This window comes from Phytoactinopolyspora endophytica, assembly GCF_004138495.1.
Lineage (GTDB): Bacteria > Actinomycetota > Actinomycetes > Jiangellales > Jiangellaceae > Phytoactinopolyspora > Phytoactinopolyspora endophytica.
The window spans coordinates 164701-179020 of sequence record NZ_ML142849.1 but is presented as its reverse complement, the minus strand read 5'-3'; the positions used below and the strand labels follow the sequence as shown (position 1 = coordinate 179020).

Sequence of the window (14320 nt, the reverse complement as noted above, 5' to 3'; positions counted from 1 at the left end):
CGGAACCGGTTCGGAATGCCGGAACCCTGATGAATGGGGTGAGCGATTCTCGATGGTGGCGTTCGTGGCCGAGTGGTCTCGCAGACGGAACATATTCACCTGGCTGGCCGTGGCATCGGTCGGCGGTGCGCTGATCTTCACCCTCGGGTGGCTGGTCGCGGGAGGTCTGCAAGACCACTACAACCCTCGTAGCGACTACATCAGTTCCCTGGCGGCGGTCGGAGCGGTCGACCCGTGGATCATGATCCTCGCCCTGGTGATGTTCGGGGTCGGTGTCATGTCCCTGGGGGCTGGGCTGATCTTCTCGTTCAACGACAACCTTGGTCGGGTGGGTTCGCTCGGAGTCCTGCTGAGCGGTTTGGGCGTCCTGCTCGCGGGTGTGATGCGCCACGACTGTGGCGTCCAGCTGCCGGCCTGCTCCATCAAGGTAGGCATGGGGGAGATCTCCGGATACCACGCTGTGCACGACGTCGTCGCCGCCGTGACGTTCGTCGTCGCGGGCGCGTCTCAGCTGCTGATCTCGCGCAGCGCCCATCGGAGTGAAGGATGGCGGCACATGTATCTGCCGTCCGCGGTCAGCGGGATCCTGACATTGCTGCTGTTCACTCTGATGAGCTCGCCGGTCCTGGTGGGATGGGTGGGCGCCCTTCAGCGCGGGATCGCCGTCGTCGCGAGCATGTGGGTCACCGCCTTGGGAATCCAGCTCTACCGGCTTGGCGCACAGGGCCGGCTTGATCCACAGTCGTCGGTGATCGCCCGTGCGCGCCGGCAGGGCATCGACGCACGGCTGAGCCGGTTGGCGCGCCAATAGCGCGGACCGGTCAGCGCCGACCCAGCGGCTGAGCCCAGCCGATCGTCAGCGGAACGCCAGCAGAACGTCAGTGGCCGGTGTGAGGCTCGTCTACGAGCGCGGCAGCCGGCATCAGGGCCGGCGTCGACGCTCCACGTAGGGGAGCCGAACGACGATGAATATCCATGTCTTGACGCGGTCCGGCGCGACCGCTGCGACCTGTCCGGTGATCGCCGACCGGCAGGACGACCACCGGAACGAAGCGGCGCTGTTGGACATCTTCTGGACCGGGATGGCCGGGGTCGTGCACGCGTTCGCTATGGCGCGGGCGTCCGGTGTGTCCGCATCCGAGCTGTTGCCGTCCGCACAGCGAGCCATCGACGTGCTGCGCGAGGCGGCAGCAGGCATCGCCCGTGACGTCGACGACGGCCGGTATCCGGCCGACCAGCCGACCGTCGCGTCGAGCGTGGCCGAGATGGAGCGGGTGATCCGTGCCGCGCAGAGCAGTGGCCTGGACGCGAGCGTCATGCGGACGGCGGTCACCATGGCCGACCGTGTCGTGAGCTCGGGATACGGCGATGACGGGATCGCGCGGATGGTCGAAGTGCTCGGCCGTTCGGCGCACAGCCGAGAGACATCACGCAGTTCCGGAGCAGGGGAGATTCACAGATGACCGAGCAGACCGAAGGCGCCGTGACGGTGCTGGGCCTGGGCCCGATGGGCAGCGCGCTGGCGACGGCGTTCGTCGAGAACGGGCACCGTACAACCGTGTGGAACCGGACGTCGAGCAAAGCGGACCCACTGGTGGCGAAGGGAGCCGTCAAGGCGGAGACTCCGGCCGAAGCGGTGCGGGCGAGCCCGCTGGTGTTGGTCAACGTGATCGACTACGACGCCGCCCGGATGATCGTGGAGCCCGTCGCCGAGGACCTTCGCGGCAAGACCCTCGTGAATGTGACGGCAGACACGCCCGACCGAGCGCGCGACATGGCCTCCTGGGCCGCGGATCACGGCATCGACTACGTCGACGGCGCGATCATGACGCCCATCGAGACGATCGGGCGGCCGGAGTCGGTCTACCTCTACAGCGGTCCCGACGACGTATACAAGGCGCACCAGCCGACGCTGGCGAGCCTCGGCGGCACCGCGACGTACGTGGGTGCCGACCCCGGTCGCGCGGCCACTTACGACGTGGCGCTGCTCGACTCGTTCTGGACCGCCATGAGTGGCGTCATACACGCGTTCGCGCTGGCCAAGGCGGAGGGGGTGACTGCCGGTGAGCTCACACCCTTCATGCAGGGCATCGTTGGCCTGGCCGCCGACATCGTCCCCGAGCTCGCCGCGGACGTCGACCGGGGCAAGTACCCCGGCGACGCCTCGACGATCACGTCGAACGCCGCCGGCATGGAGCACATCGTCCATGCCGCACATCAGCGCGGGATCGACGCCGGCGTGATCGAGGCCGCCAAGGCGGTCGCCGACCGCGCCATCGACGACGGCCATGGCCAGGACGGCTTCGCACGCCTCGTCGAAACCCTGGCTCGGCGCTGAGCTGGAGTGGCTCAGGTGTCGTCGCTGCCGCAGGTGCGAACCTGCATTAGTTGACAGTGACAAAGAAATGCTTGACGATGACAAGTATGACGACGACGGCGCCCGGGCCCATGCCCGACCACGTGGCGGCGGTGCGACGGTTCAACCGCTTCTTCACCAGCCAGATGGGGCTGTTGGACCAAGGGCTTCTTCAGACGCGGTTCACACTCACCGAAGCCCGGATCGTTTTCGAGATGGCGAAGATCGGCACCTGCGAGGTATCCCGGTTACGGGCGGTCCTGGGCATCGACCCCGGCCACCTGAGCCGGGTGCTCGCACGGTTCGAGAAAGCCGGGCTGATCGAGCGGGAACGGTCCCCGGACGACGGCCGGCGACAGACCGCACGGTTGACTGACGCTGGGCAGGACGCGTTCAGCACGCTGAACGCGCGCTCAGACCAACAGGCGAAGAAGCTGCTGGCGAAGCTCGGCGATGCCGACCAGCTGCGGCTCGTCGCGGCGTTCGAGACCATCGGCGACCTTCTCGGTGAGCCGGCGCTGCCGGACACCACACAGCCGGTGCGTACCCAGGTCATCCGGCCGCTCCGGCCGGGTGACCTGGGTTGGGTGGTTCAGCGGCACGGCGCGTTGTACGCACAGGAGTACGGGTGGGATCAGACGTTCGAAGCGCTGGTCGCACGCATCGTCGCGGACTACGGCGAGCACCACGATCCGCGCCGGGAGAACGGATGGATCGCCGAGATGGACGGGTCGCGAGTGGGCTGCGTCTTCTGCACGCGTAAGGACGACGAGACGGCTCAGCTTCGGCTGCTGCTGGTGGAGCCGTCGGCGCGTGGCACAGGCCTGGGGACGCGGCTGGTGGACGAATGCATCTCCTTCGCCCGCGGTGCCGGATACTCGTCGATCATGCTGTGGACCAACCACGTTCTGTCCGCGGCTCGGCACATCTATGTCAAGACGGGTTTTCATCTTGTGGAGGAAGCCCCCCACCACAGTTTCGGCCATGATCTTGTCGGACAGATCTGGGAACGCCATACTCGGGCGTGAGACCATCAGGGGGTCGGGGCGCCAGTAGCTCTGAGCGTGCCGGTCAGTGATGCAACATGGATGCAAAGCGTGGCGTGTACCGTCCGGCGCGTTGCATATCATGCATTCATTCATACCGGCTCAGCGTAGAAAGGGCCTGCAGCGTGCGTATATCCGTCATCGGCACTGGTTACCTGGGTGCTGTCCATGCCGTGGGAATGGCCGAGCTCGGCCATAGCGTCGTCGGGATCGACGTCGACGAGGCAAAGGTCACAGCGCTCAACGAGGGCCATGCCCCGATCTACGAGCCCGGGCTCGACGAACTGCTCCAGAAGCATGCGAAGACCGGCCTGCTCCGCTTCACCACGGATTATGCCGAGGCCGCGGATGCCGAGATTCACTTCCTCTGTGTGGGAACTCCGCAGCGAGCCGACGGGCTGGCGGCCGACATGACCTATGTCGACCTGGCCGTCGATGCGCTTGCGCCACATCTGAGCGGTCCATGCCTGGTGGCCGGGAAGTCGACGGTCCCGGTCGGCACGGCGCAGCGGCTCGCCAACCGCCTGACGAAGCTGGCGCCGGCCAGCGGCGACGTGCAGCTCGCGTGGAACCCGGAGTTTCTCCGGGAGGGTTTCGCCGTCCAGGACACGCTCCGGCCGGATCGGCTGGTGTTCGGAGTCGCAGGGAGCGATGCCGAGCGGGCGCTTCGGAAGGTCTACGCCGACGTGATCGCGGCCGGCAGCCCCGTGGTGGTGACCGATCTCGCCACGTCCGAACTGGTCAAGGTGTCGGCGAATGCGTTCCTGGCGACCAAGATCTCGTTCATCAACGCGATCGCCGAGATCTGCGAGGTGACCGGGGCCAATGTGACCGAGCTGGCCGATGCGATCGGCTACGACGACCGCATCGGCCGGAAGTTCCTCAACGCGGGCCTCGGGTTCGGTGGCGGCTGCCTGCCCAAGGACATCCGGGCGTTCATGGCGAGGGCAGGCGAGCTGGGCGCGTCGAACGCACTGACCTTCCTGGGCGAGGTCGACGCGATCAACCTGCGTCGCCGGGAGCGGGTGGCCGAGATCGCCCGCGAGATGATCGGCGATCAGCTGGTCGGCAAGCGAGTGGCCGTGCTGGGCGCGGCGTTCAAACCGGACTCCGACGACGTGCGTGACTCGCCGGCGCTGAACGTGGCCGGACGGCTGCACCTGCAGGGCGCACACGTGGCCGTGTACGACCCGAAGGGCATGGACAACGCGCGCAAGATCTTCCCCACCCTGGAGTACGCGCCGTCCGCGCTCGACGCATGCCAGCGTGCCGACGTGATCCTCCACCTCACGGAGTGGCGTGAGTTCCGCGAGCTTGATCCGGAGCGAGTGGCGAACGTCGTGAACAGCCACAACATCATCGATGGACGGAATTGCCTGGATGCTGACGCGTGGCGGGCGGCCGGCTGGACCTACCGCGGCCTGGGCCGGCCGTAGCCGCGGGCGCAGGCATATTCCCGGCAGGTAATCACCTCGACCACGCTGAAACACCGTGGTAAAGCGGGCTCGGTGAGGGTGCGGCGGTCTCCAGCACACAGAGCCGCCACCCTGACACCGGGAGCACGAACATCGAGTCCACGGGGTGGCTGAGCCTCCGACGGTTTTGGGCGCGGCGGGCGCGTAGGCTGCTTCCCGCCGCGGCGGCGACGTTGACCGGTGTGGCCGTGATAGCGGTCGTCGTGCTGCCCGTCACCCGGCTGCCGTCGATCTCATGGGACATTCTCACCAGCGCTAGCTATGTGGTGAACTGGCGGCTGGCAGACCAGTCTGTCGACTATCTGGCGGCGGAGTCTGCTCCGAGCCCGGTGCAGCACTTCTGGTCGTTGGCCGTGGAAGAACAGTTCTACCTCGTCTGGCCGGTGCTGGCCCTGTGCCTGCTCGCGCTCGCGCGATCACGTCGCTGGCGGCCGAGACGAGCTCTGTTCGCCGGCGTGCTGCTGATCGGGTTGTCGTCTCTTGCCTGGTCGATTCATCTCACGGTGGTCGACCCGGGACGTGCGTATTTCGTCACGACGACGCGCGCGTGGGAGCTTGCGCTCGGGGCAGCGCTCGCCTTGCTGGCGCCGCGGCTGCTCCGGCTGCCGAGGCCGGTCGCGGAGATGCTGGCCGGGCACGGACAGCGTGACCCTGGCTCCCCTCCGGACGCGTCCGCTTGGGTCTGTCAGGTAGTTGTCGCTGTGGGTGGTGAGGCGGGCGGGCTTGGGGGCAGGAAGAGGGCTATTAGCAGGCCGATCGCCATCGCGCTGGTCGCGATCAGGAAGGAGGCGCGGAAACCGTGCATTGTCGGGACGGTGACGCCGTTCACATGATGCGCGGTGTTCGCGAGGACCATGCCGATGGCGGCGCTGGAGACTGAGGCGCCGATCGAGCGCATCAGGGTGTTGAGGCCGTTGGCCGCGCCCGTCTCCGAGGCGGGGACCGCGCCGACGATCAGGGCGGGGAGGGAGGAGTAGGCGAGGCCGATGCCCGCGCCCAGGATCACCACGATGACGAGGCTCTGCCAGGGGGCGCTCATCAGGCCGAGGCCGGTGCCGTAGCCGATTGCGATGATCACCATGCCAAGGATCAGGGTGACCTTGGGGCCGTACTTCGCGGACAGCCGGGCGTAGACGGGGGCCGTAAACATCATGGTCAGGCCGAGCGGCGCCACGAGCAGGCCCGCGCCCACCATCGACTGGCCGAGGCCGTAGCCGGTGGCCTTCGACAGCTGAAGCAGTTGGGGAAGGACCAGTGAGACTACGAGAAAGGAGACGCCGACCATGATCGAGGCGAGGTTCGTGAAGAGCACCGCAGGGCGGACCGTGGTGTGCAGGTCCACCAGCGGTGCCTTGAGTTGCAACTCCATCACGGCCCAAAGGACGAGCACAACGGCCGCCGCGGCGAACAGTCCGAGGGTGGTGCCGGAGGTCCAGCCCCAGTCGCTGGCCTTGGTGATCGGCAGCAGGAAGAGGACGAGACCGGCGGACAGCCCGATCGCGCCGAGGACGTCGAAGGTGCCCTGCGTACGGGTCGGGGACTCGGGGACGACGAGGAGGGTGAGGGCGATGCAGAGGACACCGAGGCCGGCGGCGCCATAGAAGAGGACGTGCCAGTCGGTGTGCTGGGCGGCGAGAGCCGCGGCGGGCAGGCCGAGGCTGCCGCCGACGCCCATGGAGGAGCTCATCAGGGCCATCGCCGAGCCGAGCTTCTCGCGGGGGAGCATGTCGCGCATCAGCCCGATGCCGAGGGGTATCGCGCCCATTGCGAAGCCCTGGAGGGTCCGGCCTGCGATCATCGTGAGCAGGTCGCTGGTGAGGGCGCTGACCAACGCGCCGACGACCATTACCGTGAGGCTGAGGATCAGCATGCGGCGCTTGCCGTAGAGGTCGCCGAGACGGCCCGTGATCGGCGTGGCGACGGCGCCAGAGAGCAGGGTCGAGGTGATGACCCAGGTCGCGTTGTCCGGCTCGGTGCCCAGCAGCTGCGGCAGGTCCTTGATCACCGGGACGATCAGGGTCTGCATCACCGCGACCACGATGCCCACGAAGGCGAGCACCGGGACGAGGGCCCTGCTCACTCTTGCTGGGGGCCGGTCAGTCGACGTGTGCGTCATGAAGGACAGCCTCCAGGCCCGGGGCGGGTGGTTCTGTGCGGGATGCCGGATCCACCTGGCTCAGCCCGTGGACTCCCGCAGGCTGCGCCAGGTAAATCCGGTCGCGCCGTCCGCCGAGGCGTTGAGGGCCTCGCGCTCGCGGGCGGTGAGCGGGGTGGAGCCACGGGTCACTCATTGGCGGACTCACTCTTCTTCGGGCCGGCTGTTGCCCATGGGCCGAGGGCGAACCGATCACTGTCCCGTCGGATTTCTAGGGCACCCGCACCACCGAAGTGCGCGGGGACGAGCAGCTCCCGTTCATCAGCCGCCCGCCCGAGAATCCGACGGCGACTGGCCACCGCTTGTTCCGGGGCTAGGCAGGCGTTGCTGTTGCAGCAGGGGTGCAGGATCTGCACCGGGCTGTGCAGCAGATCTCCGACGAAGACCGCCCGGTCGCTCCCGGATGCGAGTCGCAGCACGGATGAGCCGGGAGTGTGACCGGGTGCGGACTCCAGGGTGAGGTGTTCGTCGATGCGGTGGAGGCTGTCCCACAGCACGGCCTGTCCGGCCTGGTGGATGGGCGCGATGCTGTCTTCGTAGATCAGGCGGTCGGCCTCATGCGCGCCGTTCCCGTACGCGTTGTCCGGACCGTAATGGAAGTCGTCGGCGGCCGGAATGAGGTATTCGGCGTTGGGGAACGTCGGTGCCCACCGCCCGTCCGCGCTGACTGTGTTCCAGCCGACGTGATCGACGTGGAGGTGAGTGTTGACGACGACGTCGACATCCTGCGGGCGAACACCGGCTCTCGCCAGGAGGCCGAGGAAATCACTCCGAGAGTGGTGGAACGGCCCCATGCCCGGTCGCTCGCGCCCGTTACCCGCTCCGGTGTCGACCAGGACGGTCCGCCCTGCGCTGCGCAGCACCCAGCTCTGCAGAGCAAGCACCGCCAAGTCGCTGTCCGGCTCCCAATGGTCCGGTGCCAGCCAATCCTCGTTGTCCTTCCACACATCGGCGCCAGCTCCCGGGAACATGCCGGAGGTTGGCAGGAACGGTTCGTGCCACTCAAGGGCCCGGATGACCTCGACATCCCCCAGCACCATGCTCTGCACACTCTCATTCTCGTTCGTCACGTGATCGACCTTAGGAAAGGCCAACGATCCTCTCAATGCGCGTCCAGCTCAATAAGATACGAATCCGTCTCATACTTCATACGGAAGGTATCCTGGCTGGATGGATGTGGTGAGCGATGCGATCTCTGCCGTGCACCTCGGGCACCCGTGGTCCCACCGGGTACGGACGAGCGGGAGCTGGTGCGCGCGGCTGGACCCGTATGACGGCGCGGGCTTCTACGTCGTCTTGAAGGGCAACTGCTGGCTGCTGACCGACGGCGGCGCCCCAATACCTCTCGGCGTGGGTGACGCGGTGCTGCTGCCTCATGGCACAGGCCATGTGATCGCCGATTCCCCCGTCGATGCGGCGGTCGCGGAGGAGAGGGCGGTGCCGTTCGACCAATGGCTTGTGGAGGCAGAGCCGCGAGCCCGGCCTGATCGCGACGAGACGGAGATGCTCTGCGGCAAGTACTGGCTCGACTGCAGCCGCATGCACCCGCTGATGGCAGAGCTGCCTGAGGTCGTCCACCTGCCCAGCCGAGTAGGCAGCCACCTCGAACTCCGTGCCGCGATCGATCTGCTCGCCGGTGAGCTGGACGAGATGCGGCCCGGCTCCTGCGTGGCGCTCCCGAACCTGCTCGACCTCCTCCTCGTCTACATGATCCGCTCCTGGATGACCGAGACCCCCAGCGGAGCCTGGCCCAGCGCACTGGGCGACCCGGTGACGGCCGCCGCCCTGCGGGCGCTCCACTCGAAACCGGCCGCGCCGTGGAGCAACGACCGCCTGGCCGCAGAGGCCAGCGTCTCCCGTCCCACCCTTGCGCGCCGGTTCACCACCCTGGTCGGCCGCCCTCCGATGGCCTACCTCACCTGGTGGCGCGTGATCCTCACCGCCACCCTGCTCCGCGACACCCAGGAAACCCTGGCCACCATCGCCGGCCGAGTGGGCTACGGCAGCCCGTACGCACTCTCACACGCCTTCCAACGGGAGTTCGGCACTACGCCGGGGCGGTATCGAGCGCAGGCCGCGGGACGATCCGCTCTCCGCAAGCCCTCAACTGAGGTCGAAACAAACTGATGGCGGTAACCCGGTCAGGCAGTGAGCCCTTTCCATCCTCACAACCATGGTGGGCAAGGAGTCCAATCTGCCCTCAGCGTCGCCGTCCGACTCAGCCAGGGCACGAGGCGCCCTCTACATGGATGGCTTGAGCACGCTCAGCAGTCCGCGCCGCGGGGTCTGCACGGGATTGCTCTGAGCGTTGGCAGGGCGCTTGCGGGCCCACCCCCAGCCGTCGTGCTCCTCGACCTCGACGTAGCCGGGATGAGGTTTGACGAGGAGCTCGAACACCTTGCGGACCTGGGGAGTGCTGCGCTGCTCTTCGGGGAGCTCCTTCACCCAGGGCTGCTTGCGCATGTGCTTGGAACCGCCGAGCGTCCAGTCCAAGTCGTCGAACAGCACCCAGCCACCCGGCTCGAGCAACAGGTCGACGAGGAAGAACGCGAAGCCGCTGACGTCCCAGGTATGTCCACCGTCGATGTAAGCGAAGTCGAACGTGGGCTGAGGGTCCTGGTCGAGTAGCTTCATCAGCTCCCAGGTGTAGGAGGTCTCGGCGTAGACGGGTGTGGCCCGGTCGGAGAGGCCGGTCCGCTCGAGCAGCTCGTGGATGTTGGGCGAGCGACGACGTGCCGAGTCCCGATCAAAGGTGAGCACGTGGGAGTCGCCGCCGATCTCGTCGGCCGCCGCGGCGAAGTAACATGTCGACTTGCCGTGAGCGAAGCCGAGCTCGAGAATCCGGCCCAGCTTGTTCTCGACCAGGAAGTCGTATACCAGCCGCCCCTGATGCGTCTTCATGTACTGGACGCCGGCGATGACCTCTTCTACGTCGTCGAACTTCATAATCGGTCCTCCTGTGTGTGGGTCTGTGGTGTGGCGGGACGTTCCTAGGCGAGGTCCCAGCGGGGCGCGTCCGGCCAGAGCTCGTAGAGCCGGGCCAGGTCAGGTGCGAAGATCTCGGCGAGCTGGGCGCGCATCGGGTCGGTCAACGAGACGCCGTTGTCATCGACGACGAGAGCGGGGTCATCCGGGACGGTCCGTCCCGAGGCCGCGAGCCGTGCGGCTGTGACGTTGGACCGCTGCGACGTGTCAATGGCGATGCCATCGTCCACTCCGATGAACCGGAACAGGCGGGAAAGGACCCGCTCGGGCTCGCGGGCGAGATCCTCGGTCCCTGCCAGCGTGATCTGAGTGGGATCGAAGAATTCCAGATAACGTTCAAGTTGCCACGCATAGCGTGACGTCATCAAGATTTTACTTTCCGTGGCTATCTGCCGGGAGAACGATCCCTTTTCGCGGCCCCGTCGAACGTCGTGCAGATAGTTGGAGAGTGTCCGATCGATAGGGTTGCGCAGCACGCAGATGAGGCGTGCGTCCGGTATCACCTGATGTATGCGGGCCGCGGTCTTCGGCCAGATATGCGCTTTGAGATAGTTGGGGCTTGACTCGCCGACGGCTTTGGAATCATCGGACGACCGAAACTGCGTCTCGTACCACGGTAGTCCACGCTGATACTTACGGCAGAAGAAGTCCAGCTCCTTGCGTCGTGTCGTGAAGACGTCCGGATGCTGGCCTAGATAGTCGTGCAGGCTCGATGTGCCCGATTTCATGGCACCGATAACCAAGAATGTAGGGACTGGCATCCATCCGAGTGTAACGGTGCGGCGACGGGTGTCCAGGGCAGGTTCGACGAGTCTGTGTCCGGGGGATCTGAATGTTTCAGATTGTCGGGGAAAATGCTACGAGGACGTTAAATAACCGAGACCCGGCGAGCACCCCATGGGATTCTGGCGAAACCGGACAACACGTCGATGTTGTCCGGGCGCAAAGGAGTGCTATTGTTCGGCGGCATCGATAATGATGGGTGGACATCGTGTTTTCAGGGACGCGTCGCCAGCACCTCGCCTCGTTGATGAGCGTCGTTCTCGGCATCGCCATAGTCACGGCGTCGGCGGTCGAACAGTGGCGATTCGCGGCCGCGGGAATGGGCATCCTGGCCTGCGCGGGCGTGCTTATTCTGCTCGACATGCGAAGGCGCTCAGGAATCGTCGAGCGCCGGTTGGCGATCGTCGTGAAGCGTGTCGACGGACTTTTTACACAACAGAAACGCGAAGCTGAGGCGTCGCGGTCGAATGTCGTGGAAAATGCTGCACGAATCATTGATGTCGTCCAGTCGTGTGATGCGGAGCTCCTCGACACGGTGCACCGGGTCCGGGATTCGGCTGAGCGAATCCAACCCGTCGAAGACGGGATCTCGCGCCTCGAGGAAGAGGCGGACAAACAGCGGCAATACCGCTCCGGCTTCCGCAAGGAGCTGTTCGCCGTCGTACGAGACCAGACACGAGAGGTCGAAGCACTGTTCCAGCTCTTCTCCAAGGTGTCGCCGAGGCAGCCCATGCCGTCGTCCGGGCGCTGGGCGCTCGACGCCACCGGGCTGCTCAACCTGTACTCGCTGATCGAGCGGAACCGCCCGCGCGTGGTGGTCGAGCTCGGGAGCGGAACCTCGACGGTGTGGCTCGGGTACGCGCTGGACGCGGTCGGCACCGGACGCCTCGTCTCGGTGGATCACCTGGAGGAGTTCGCCGAGCACGCTCGGGCCGCGGTGGCGCTGCACGGTAGCGCCACGCGCACCGAGGTCCGCCACGCGCCGCTGACCAACCTCGAGCTGGGTGACGAGGAGTTCGCCTGGTACGACCCGGAGTGTCTGGCCGACATCGAACGGATCGACATGCTCATCGTCGACGGGCCGCCGAAGGTGACCGGACCGCACGCGAGATACCCGGCGTTGCCGATTCTCCGTGAACGGCTGGCGGATGGAGCGTTGATCGTCCTGGATGACACGGACCGTAGCAGCGAGCAGAAGATCGTCGACCGCTGGCTGCAGACCACGCCCGGCCTGCGGAGGGAACCGGTCGTGGTGGGGGAGCAGGCCGTCCTGAGGTTCTGGCGGATGCCGGAGGTGGCGGGGTAGTGCGTTCGTACGACATCGTCGTGGTGACCGATCCTCGGTTGGTCGGCGGCGGGAACAAGTCGCTCGCGCAGGAGATCCGGGCGCACGCCAGACACGGCTACACGACCGGCTTGATGCCGTTCGCTTCGAACTCGAAGGGCGCTAGGGTCGTGGACCTCAGCATCCGGGAACTGCTCGACGAAGGGCTGGCCGAATGGGTTCGGCCCGACGACGGCGTGCGGTGCCGGCTGGCGATAGCGCGCGGTCCGTCACTCTTCCTGGAGCCTCAGCCCGGCCCGGTGCGGCTGCACGCAGAGCGGGCCGTCCTGGTGGCCAACGCCGTCCACGTCGACCCCTCGATCTCCAAGATGGCGTACGACCCGGACGAGGTCGACAGCACGCTGGCGGATGTGTTCGGCCGGCGCTGGCAGTGGATCCCGCTGAGCGAGGTCGTGCGGGGCGAGCTGTTGAAGCTCACGACCTCGCTGGAACTGTCGGGCGAGACCTGGGCCAACATCGTCGATCTCGACGAATGGCGGCTGCCGAGGGAGCACATGTTACGCCGGCCGTTCCGGGTCGGCCGGCATTCCCGGGATGATCGCGCGAAGTGGCCGGCGACGGCCGAGGAGATCTTGGCGGCCTATCCCTCGTCGCACGAATACGACGTGCGCGTGATGGGAGGCGGCAAGACGGCGACGGCCGTGCTGGGCAGGCTGCCGGAGAACTGGACTGTGGAGGGCTTCGGAGCTCGGCACCCACGCGGCTTCCTTGCGGATGTGGACGTCTACCCGTACTTTCACAACCCGCGATGGGTGGAGGCGTTCGGACGGGCGCCGCTCGAGGCCATCGCCACCGGCGCGGTGGCCGTCCTGCCGCAATACCTGGAGGCCGTCTTCGGGCCTGGGGCCCTGTACGCCGAGCCGGACGAGGTGCAGGGCATCGTGAAGCGGCTGGCCGACGACCCGGCGCTACTGGCGGAACGGCGAGAGGCGGGGTGGGCCACAGTCCGCGACCGGTTCGGGCCGGACGCGTACGTGGCCAGGGTGGAACGGCTCATCGGGCCGCCGTCGTCGACATCGAGACCCACCTCGTCCGGGTCGTATGCGCGCGGCGGTGGCCCAGAGCGCGGCGTCGATCGGCCGCGAGTGGTCTTCTTCACCGACAACGGACACGGCCTCGGGCATATCTCTCGCATGCTGGCGATCGCGAAACGCTGTTCGGACGATGTCATGCCGTTCATGCTGACCATGTCCGAGGCTTTCGGGATCGCGGCGGGCTCGGGCATCCCGACGGAGTACTTCCCCTCGTGGAAGCGGCTGGGGATCGACCGCTTCGCATGGCGCGAGCTGCTGAGGATCCGGCTCGTGGAGCTGTTCCGGCGGCTGCGGCCGTCCCTGGTGGTGGTCGACCACGTCAACCCACCGCCACTCCTGTTCGACATCACCGCGGAGATCCCCGGTCTGCGGACCATGTGGGTGCGCCGCGGGCTGTGGCGAGCAGGCCGCCGCCCGGGCGGCGCGAAATACTCCCACCTGTTCGATCACATCCTGGAACCGCTCGACCTCGCGGCGGCGCTCGACCGGGGCGCCACCACCAGGATGCCGCACGAACGGGTGCACTACGTGGGGCCGATCAACCTGGTGGACCGGGACGAGATGCTCGCCCGGGACGACGCCCGGCGTGAGCTCGGCTTGCCGGTGAAGGGTCCCGCGATCCTGCTCAACCTCTCCGCCGACACTACGGACGAACTGGTACGACTCATCACGCGAGTGCGGGACCAGGTGGCGCGGCGTCTGGAGGGAGTGACACTGTTCGCCCCGGAGCACGTCCTGCACGCCGATCGTCTCCCGACGATCGAGGGTCTGGTGATGCGGCCGATCTATCCGGTCGCGCGATTCATGCACGCGTTCGACGCGGCCGTCTCCACCACGGGATACAACACGTTCCACGAGATCGTGCTGGCGGGCACGCCGTGCATCTTCATGGCCCGGGAGACCGGCAGCCTCGACGACCAGGCGCTACGGGCTCGGACGGCGAGCCTGGGTGGGTTCGGCCTGCACGTCGAGGACATCTGGTCGCCCGACTTCGAAGGGGCATTGGACGCGTTACTCACACCCACGCTCGCCACGCGGATGCGGACCTCGGCAAGCGTCGCTCATCCGGGCAACGGCGCCGCTGAGGCCGCCCGCGTGGTCTCGGCGATCGCGACCCGGCGGGAGGGGTGGTGATGGCTGG

The 14320-nt window shown here is 66.9% G+C and carries 12 protein-coding genes and 1 pseudogene; 9 read left to right on the top strand and 4 right to left on the bottom strand.

Annotation, left to right across the window (positions count from 1 at the left end):
- The 6 genes from ELR45_RS00795 to ELR45_RS00770 all read left to right on the top strand — a co-directional run.
- On the top strand, window positions 1–811 hold an 811-nt coding region (locus tag ELR45_RS00795), incomplete at its 5' end, for a DUF998 domain-containing protein (RefSeq protein WP_205855633.1).
- Window positions 812–965: 154 nt separating this feature from the next.
- Window positions 966–1463 (top strand): imine reductase family protein, encoded by a 498-nt coding sequence (locus tag ELR45_RS00790; protein WP_129662658.1) that lies wholly within the window; start codon window positions 966–968, stop codon window positions 1461–1463.
- Entirely contained in the window at window positions 1460–2338 is an 879-nt protein-coding gene (locus ELR45_RS00785; protein ID WP_129662656.1) for an NAD(P)-dependent oxidoreductase, read from the top strand. Before ELR45_RS00790 ends, ELR45_RS00785 begins: the two co-directional genes overlap by 4 nt.
- A gap of 86 nt (window positions 2339–2424) precedes the next feature.
- Entirely contained in the window at window positions 2425–3384 is a 960-nt protein-coding gene (locus tag ELR45_RS00780) for a bifunctional helix-turn-helix transcriptional regulator/GNAT family N-acetyltransferase (RefSeq protein WP_205855632.1), read from the top strand.
- A gap of 143 nt (window positions 3385–3527) precedes the next feature.
- Window positions 3528–4838 (top strand): UDP-glucose dehydrogenase family protein, encoded by a 1311-nt coding sequence (locus ELR45_RS00775; RefSeq protein WP_129662654.1) that lies wholly within the window; start codon window positions 3528–3530, stop codon window positions 4836–4838.
- 131 nt (window positions 4839–4969) lie between these two features.
- Window positions 4970–5710 carry an acyltransferase family protein gene (locus tag ELR45_RS00770; protein ID WP_420813788.1) on the top strand — a complete coding sequence of 247 codons (741 nt, stop codon included), beginning with the start codon at window positions 4970–4972 and terminating at the stop codon, window positions 5708–5710.
- On the opposite strand, the pseudogene ELR45_RS00765 reads toward ELR45_RS00770, so the two are convergent.
- Window positions 5605–6993 (bottom strand): annotated as a pseudogene (locus ELR45_RS00765) (MFS transporter); the annotation flags it as partial. The gene ELR45_RS00770 and the pseudogene ELR45_RS00765 sit on opposite strands and share 106 nt — an antisense overlap.
- Window positions 6994–7160: 167 nt before the next feature.
- Window positions 7161–8102: an MBL fold metallo-hydrolase gene (locus ELR45_RS00760; RefSeq protein WP_129662650.1), complete on the bottom strand. Its 942-nt coding sequence runs from the start codon at window positions 8100–8102 to the stop codon at window positions 7161–7163.
- A gap of 100 nt (window positions 8103–8202) precedes the next feature.
- Between ELR45_RS00760 and ELR45_RS00755 the strand changes: the two genes are divergently transcribed.
- Window positions 8203–9159: an AraC family transcriptional regulator gene (locus ELR45_RS00755; RefSeq protein WP_129662649.1), complete on the top strand. Its 957-nt coding sequence runs from the start codon at window positions 8203–8205 to the stop codon at window positions 9157–9159.
- A 114-nt stretch (window positions 9160–9273) separates the two neighbouring features.
- Here the strand turns inward: ELR45_RS00755 and ELR45_RS00750 are convergent, their stop codons facing one another.
- Window positions 9274–9978 (bottom strand): class I SAM-dependent methyltransferase, encoded by a 705-nt coding sequence (locus ELR45_RS00750; protein ID WP_129662647.1) that lies wholly within the window; start codon window positions 9976–9978, stop codon window positions 9274–9276.
- A 44-nt stretch (window positions 9979–10022) separates the two neighbouring features.
- On the bottom strand, window positions 10023–10778 hold the full coding sequence (locus ELR45_RS00745; RefSeq protein ID WP_129662646.1) for a sulfotransferase family protein: 756 nt from the start codon (window positions 10776–10778) through the stop codon (window positions 10023–10025).
- Between the two features lie 230 nt (window positions 10779–11008).
- Here ELR45_RS00745 and ELR45_RS00740 point away from each other — a divergent pair, with 230 nt between their 5' ends.
- Together ELR45_RS00740 and ELR45_RS00735 are read left to right on the top strand one after the other, a co-directional pair.
- On the top strand, window positions 11009–12106 hold the full coding sequence (locus ELR45_RS00740; RefSeq protein WP_129662644.1) for an O-methyltransferase: 1098 nt from the start codon (window positions 11009–11011) through the stop codon (window positions 12104–12106).
- Window positions 12106–14313: a glycosyltransferase family protein gene (locus ELR45_RS00735; RefSeq protein WP_129662642.1), complete on the top strand. Its 2208-nt coding sequence runs from the start codon at window positions 12106–12108 to the stop codon at window positions 14311–14313. The genes ELR45_RS00740 and ELR45_RS00735 overlap by 1 nt, the downstream gene beginning before the upstream one ends.
- Window positions 14314–14320 lie beyond the last annotated feature (7 nt).

What these genes read in the sequence shown, in the direction of transcription:
- ELR45_RS00790 (WP_129662658.1), top strand. Translation starts at nt 966, where the DNA reads ATGAATATCCATGTCTTGACGCGGTCCGGCGCGACCGCTGCGACCTGT.
- ELR45_RS00785 (WP_129662656.1), top strand. Translation starts at nt 1,460, where the DNA reads ATGACCGAGCAGACCGAAGGCGCCGTGACGGTGCTGGGCCTGGGCCCG.
- ELR45_RS00780 (WP_205855632.1), top strand. Translation starts at nt 2,425, where the DNA reads ATGACGACGACGGCGCCCGGGCCCATGCCCGACCACGTGGCGGCGGTG.
- ELR45_RS00755 (WP_129662649.1), top strand. Translation starts at nt 8,203, where the DNA reads ATGGATGTGGTGAGCGATGCGATCTCTGCCGTGCACCTCGGGCACCCG.
- ELR45_RS00750 (WP_129662647.1), bottom strand. Translation starts at nt 9,978, where the DNA reads ATGAAGTTCGACGACGTAGAAGAGGTCATCGCCGGCGTCCAGTACATG.
- ELR45_RS00745 (WP_129662646.1), bottom strand. Translation starts at nt 10,778, where the DNA reads ATGCCAGTCCCTACATTCTTGGTTATCGGTGCCATGAAATCGGGCACA.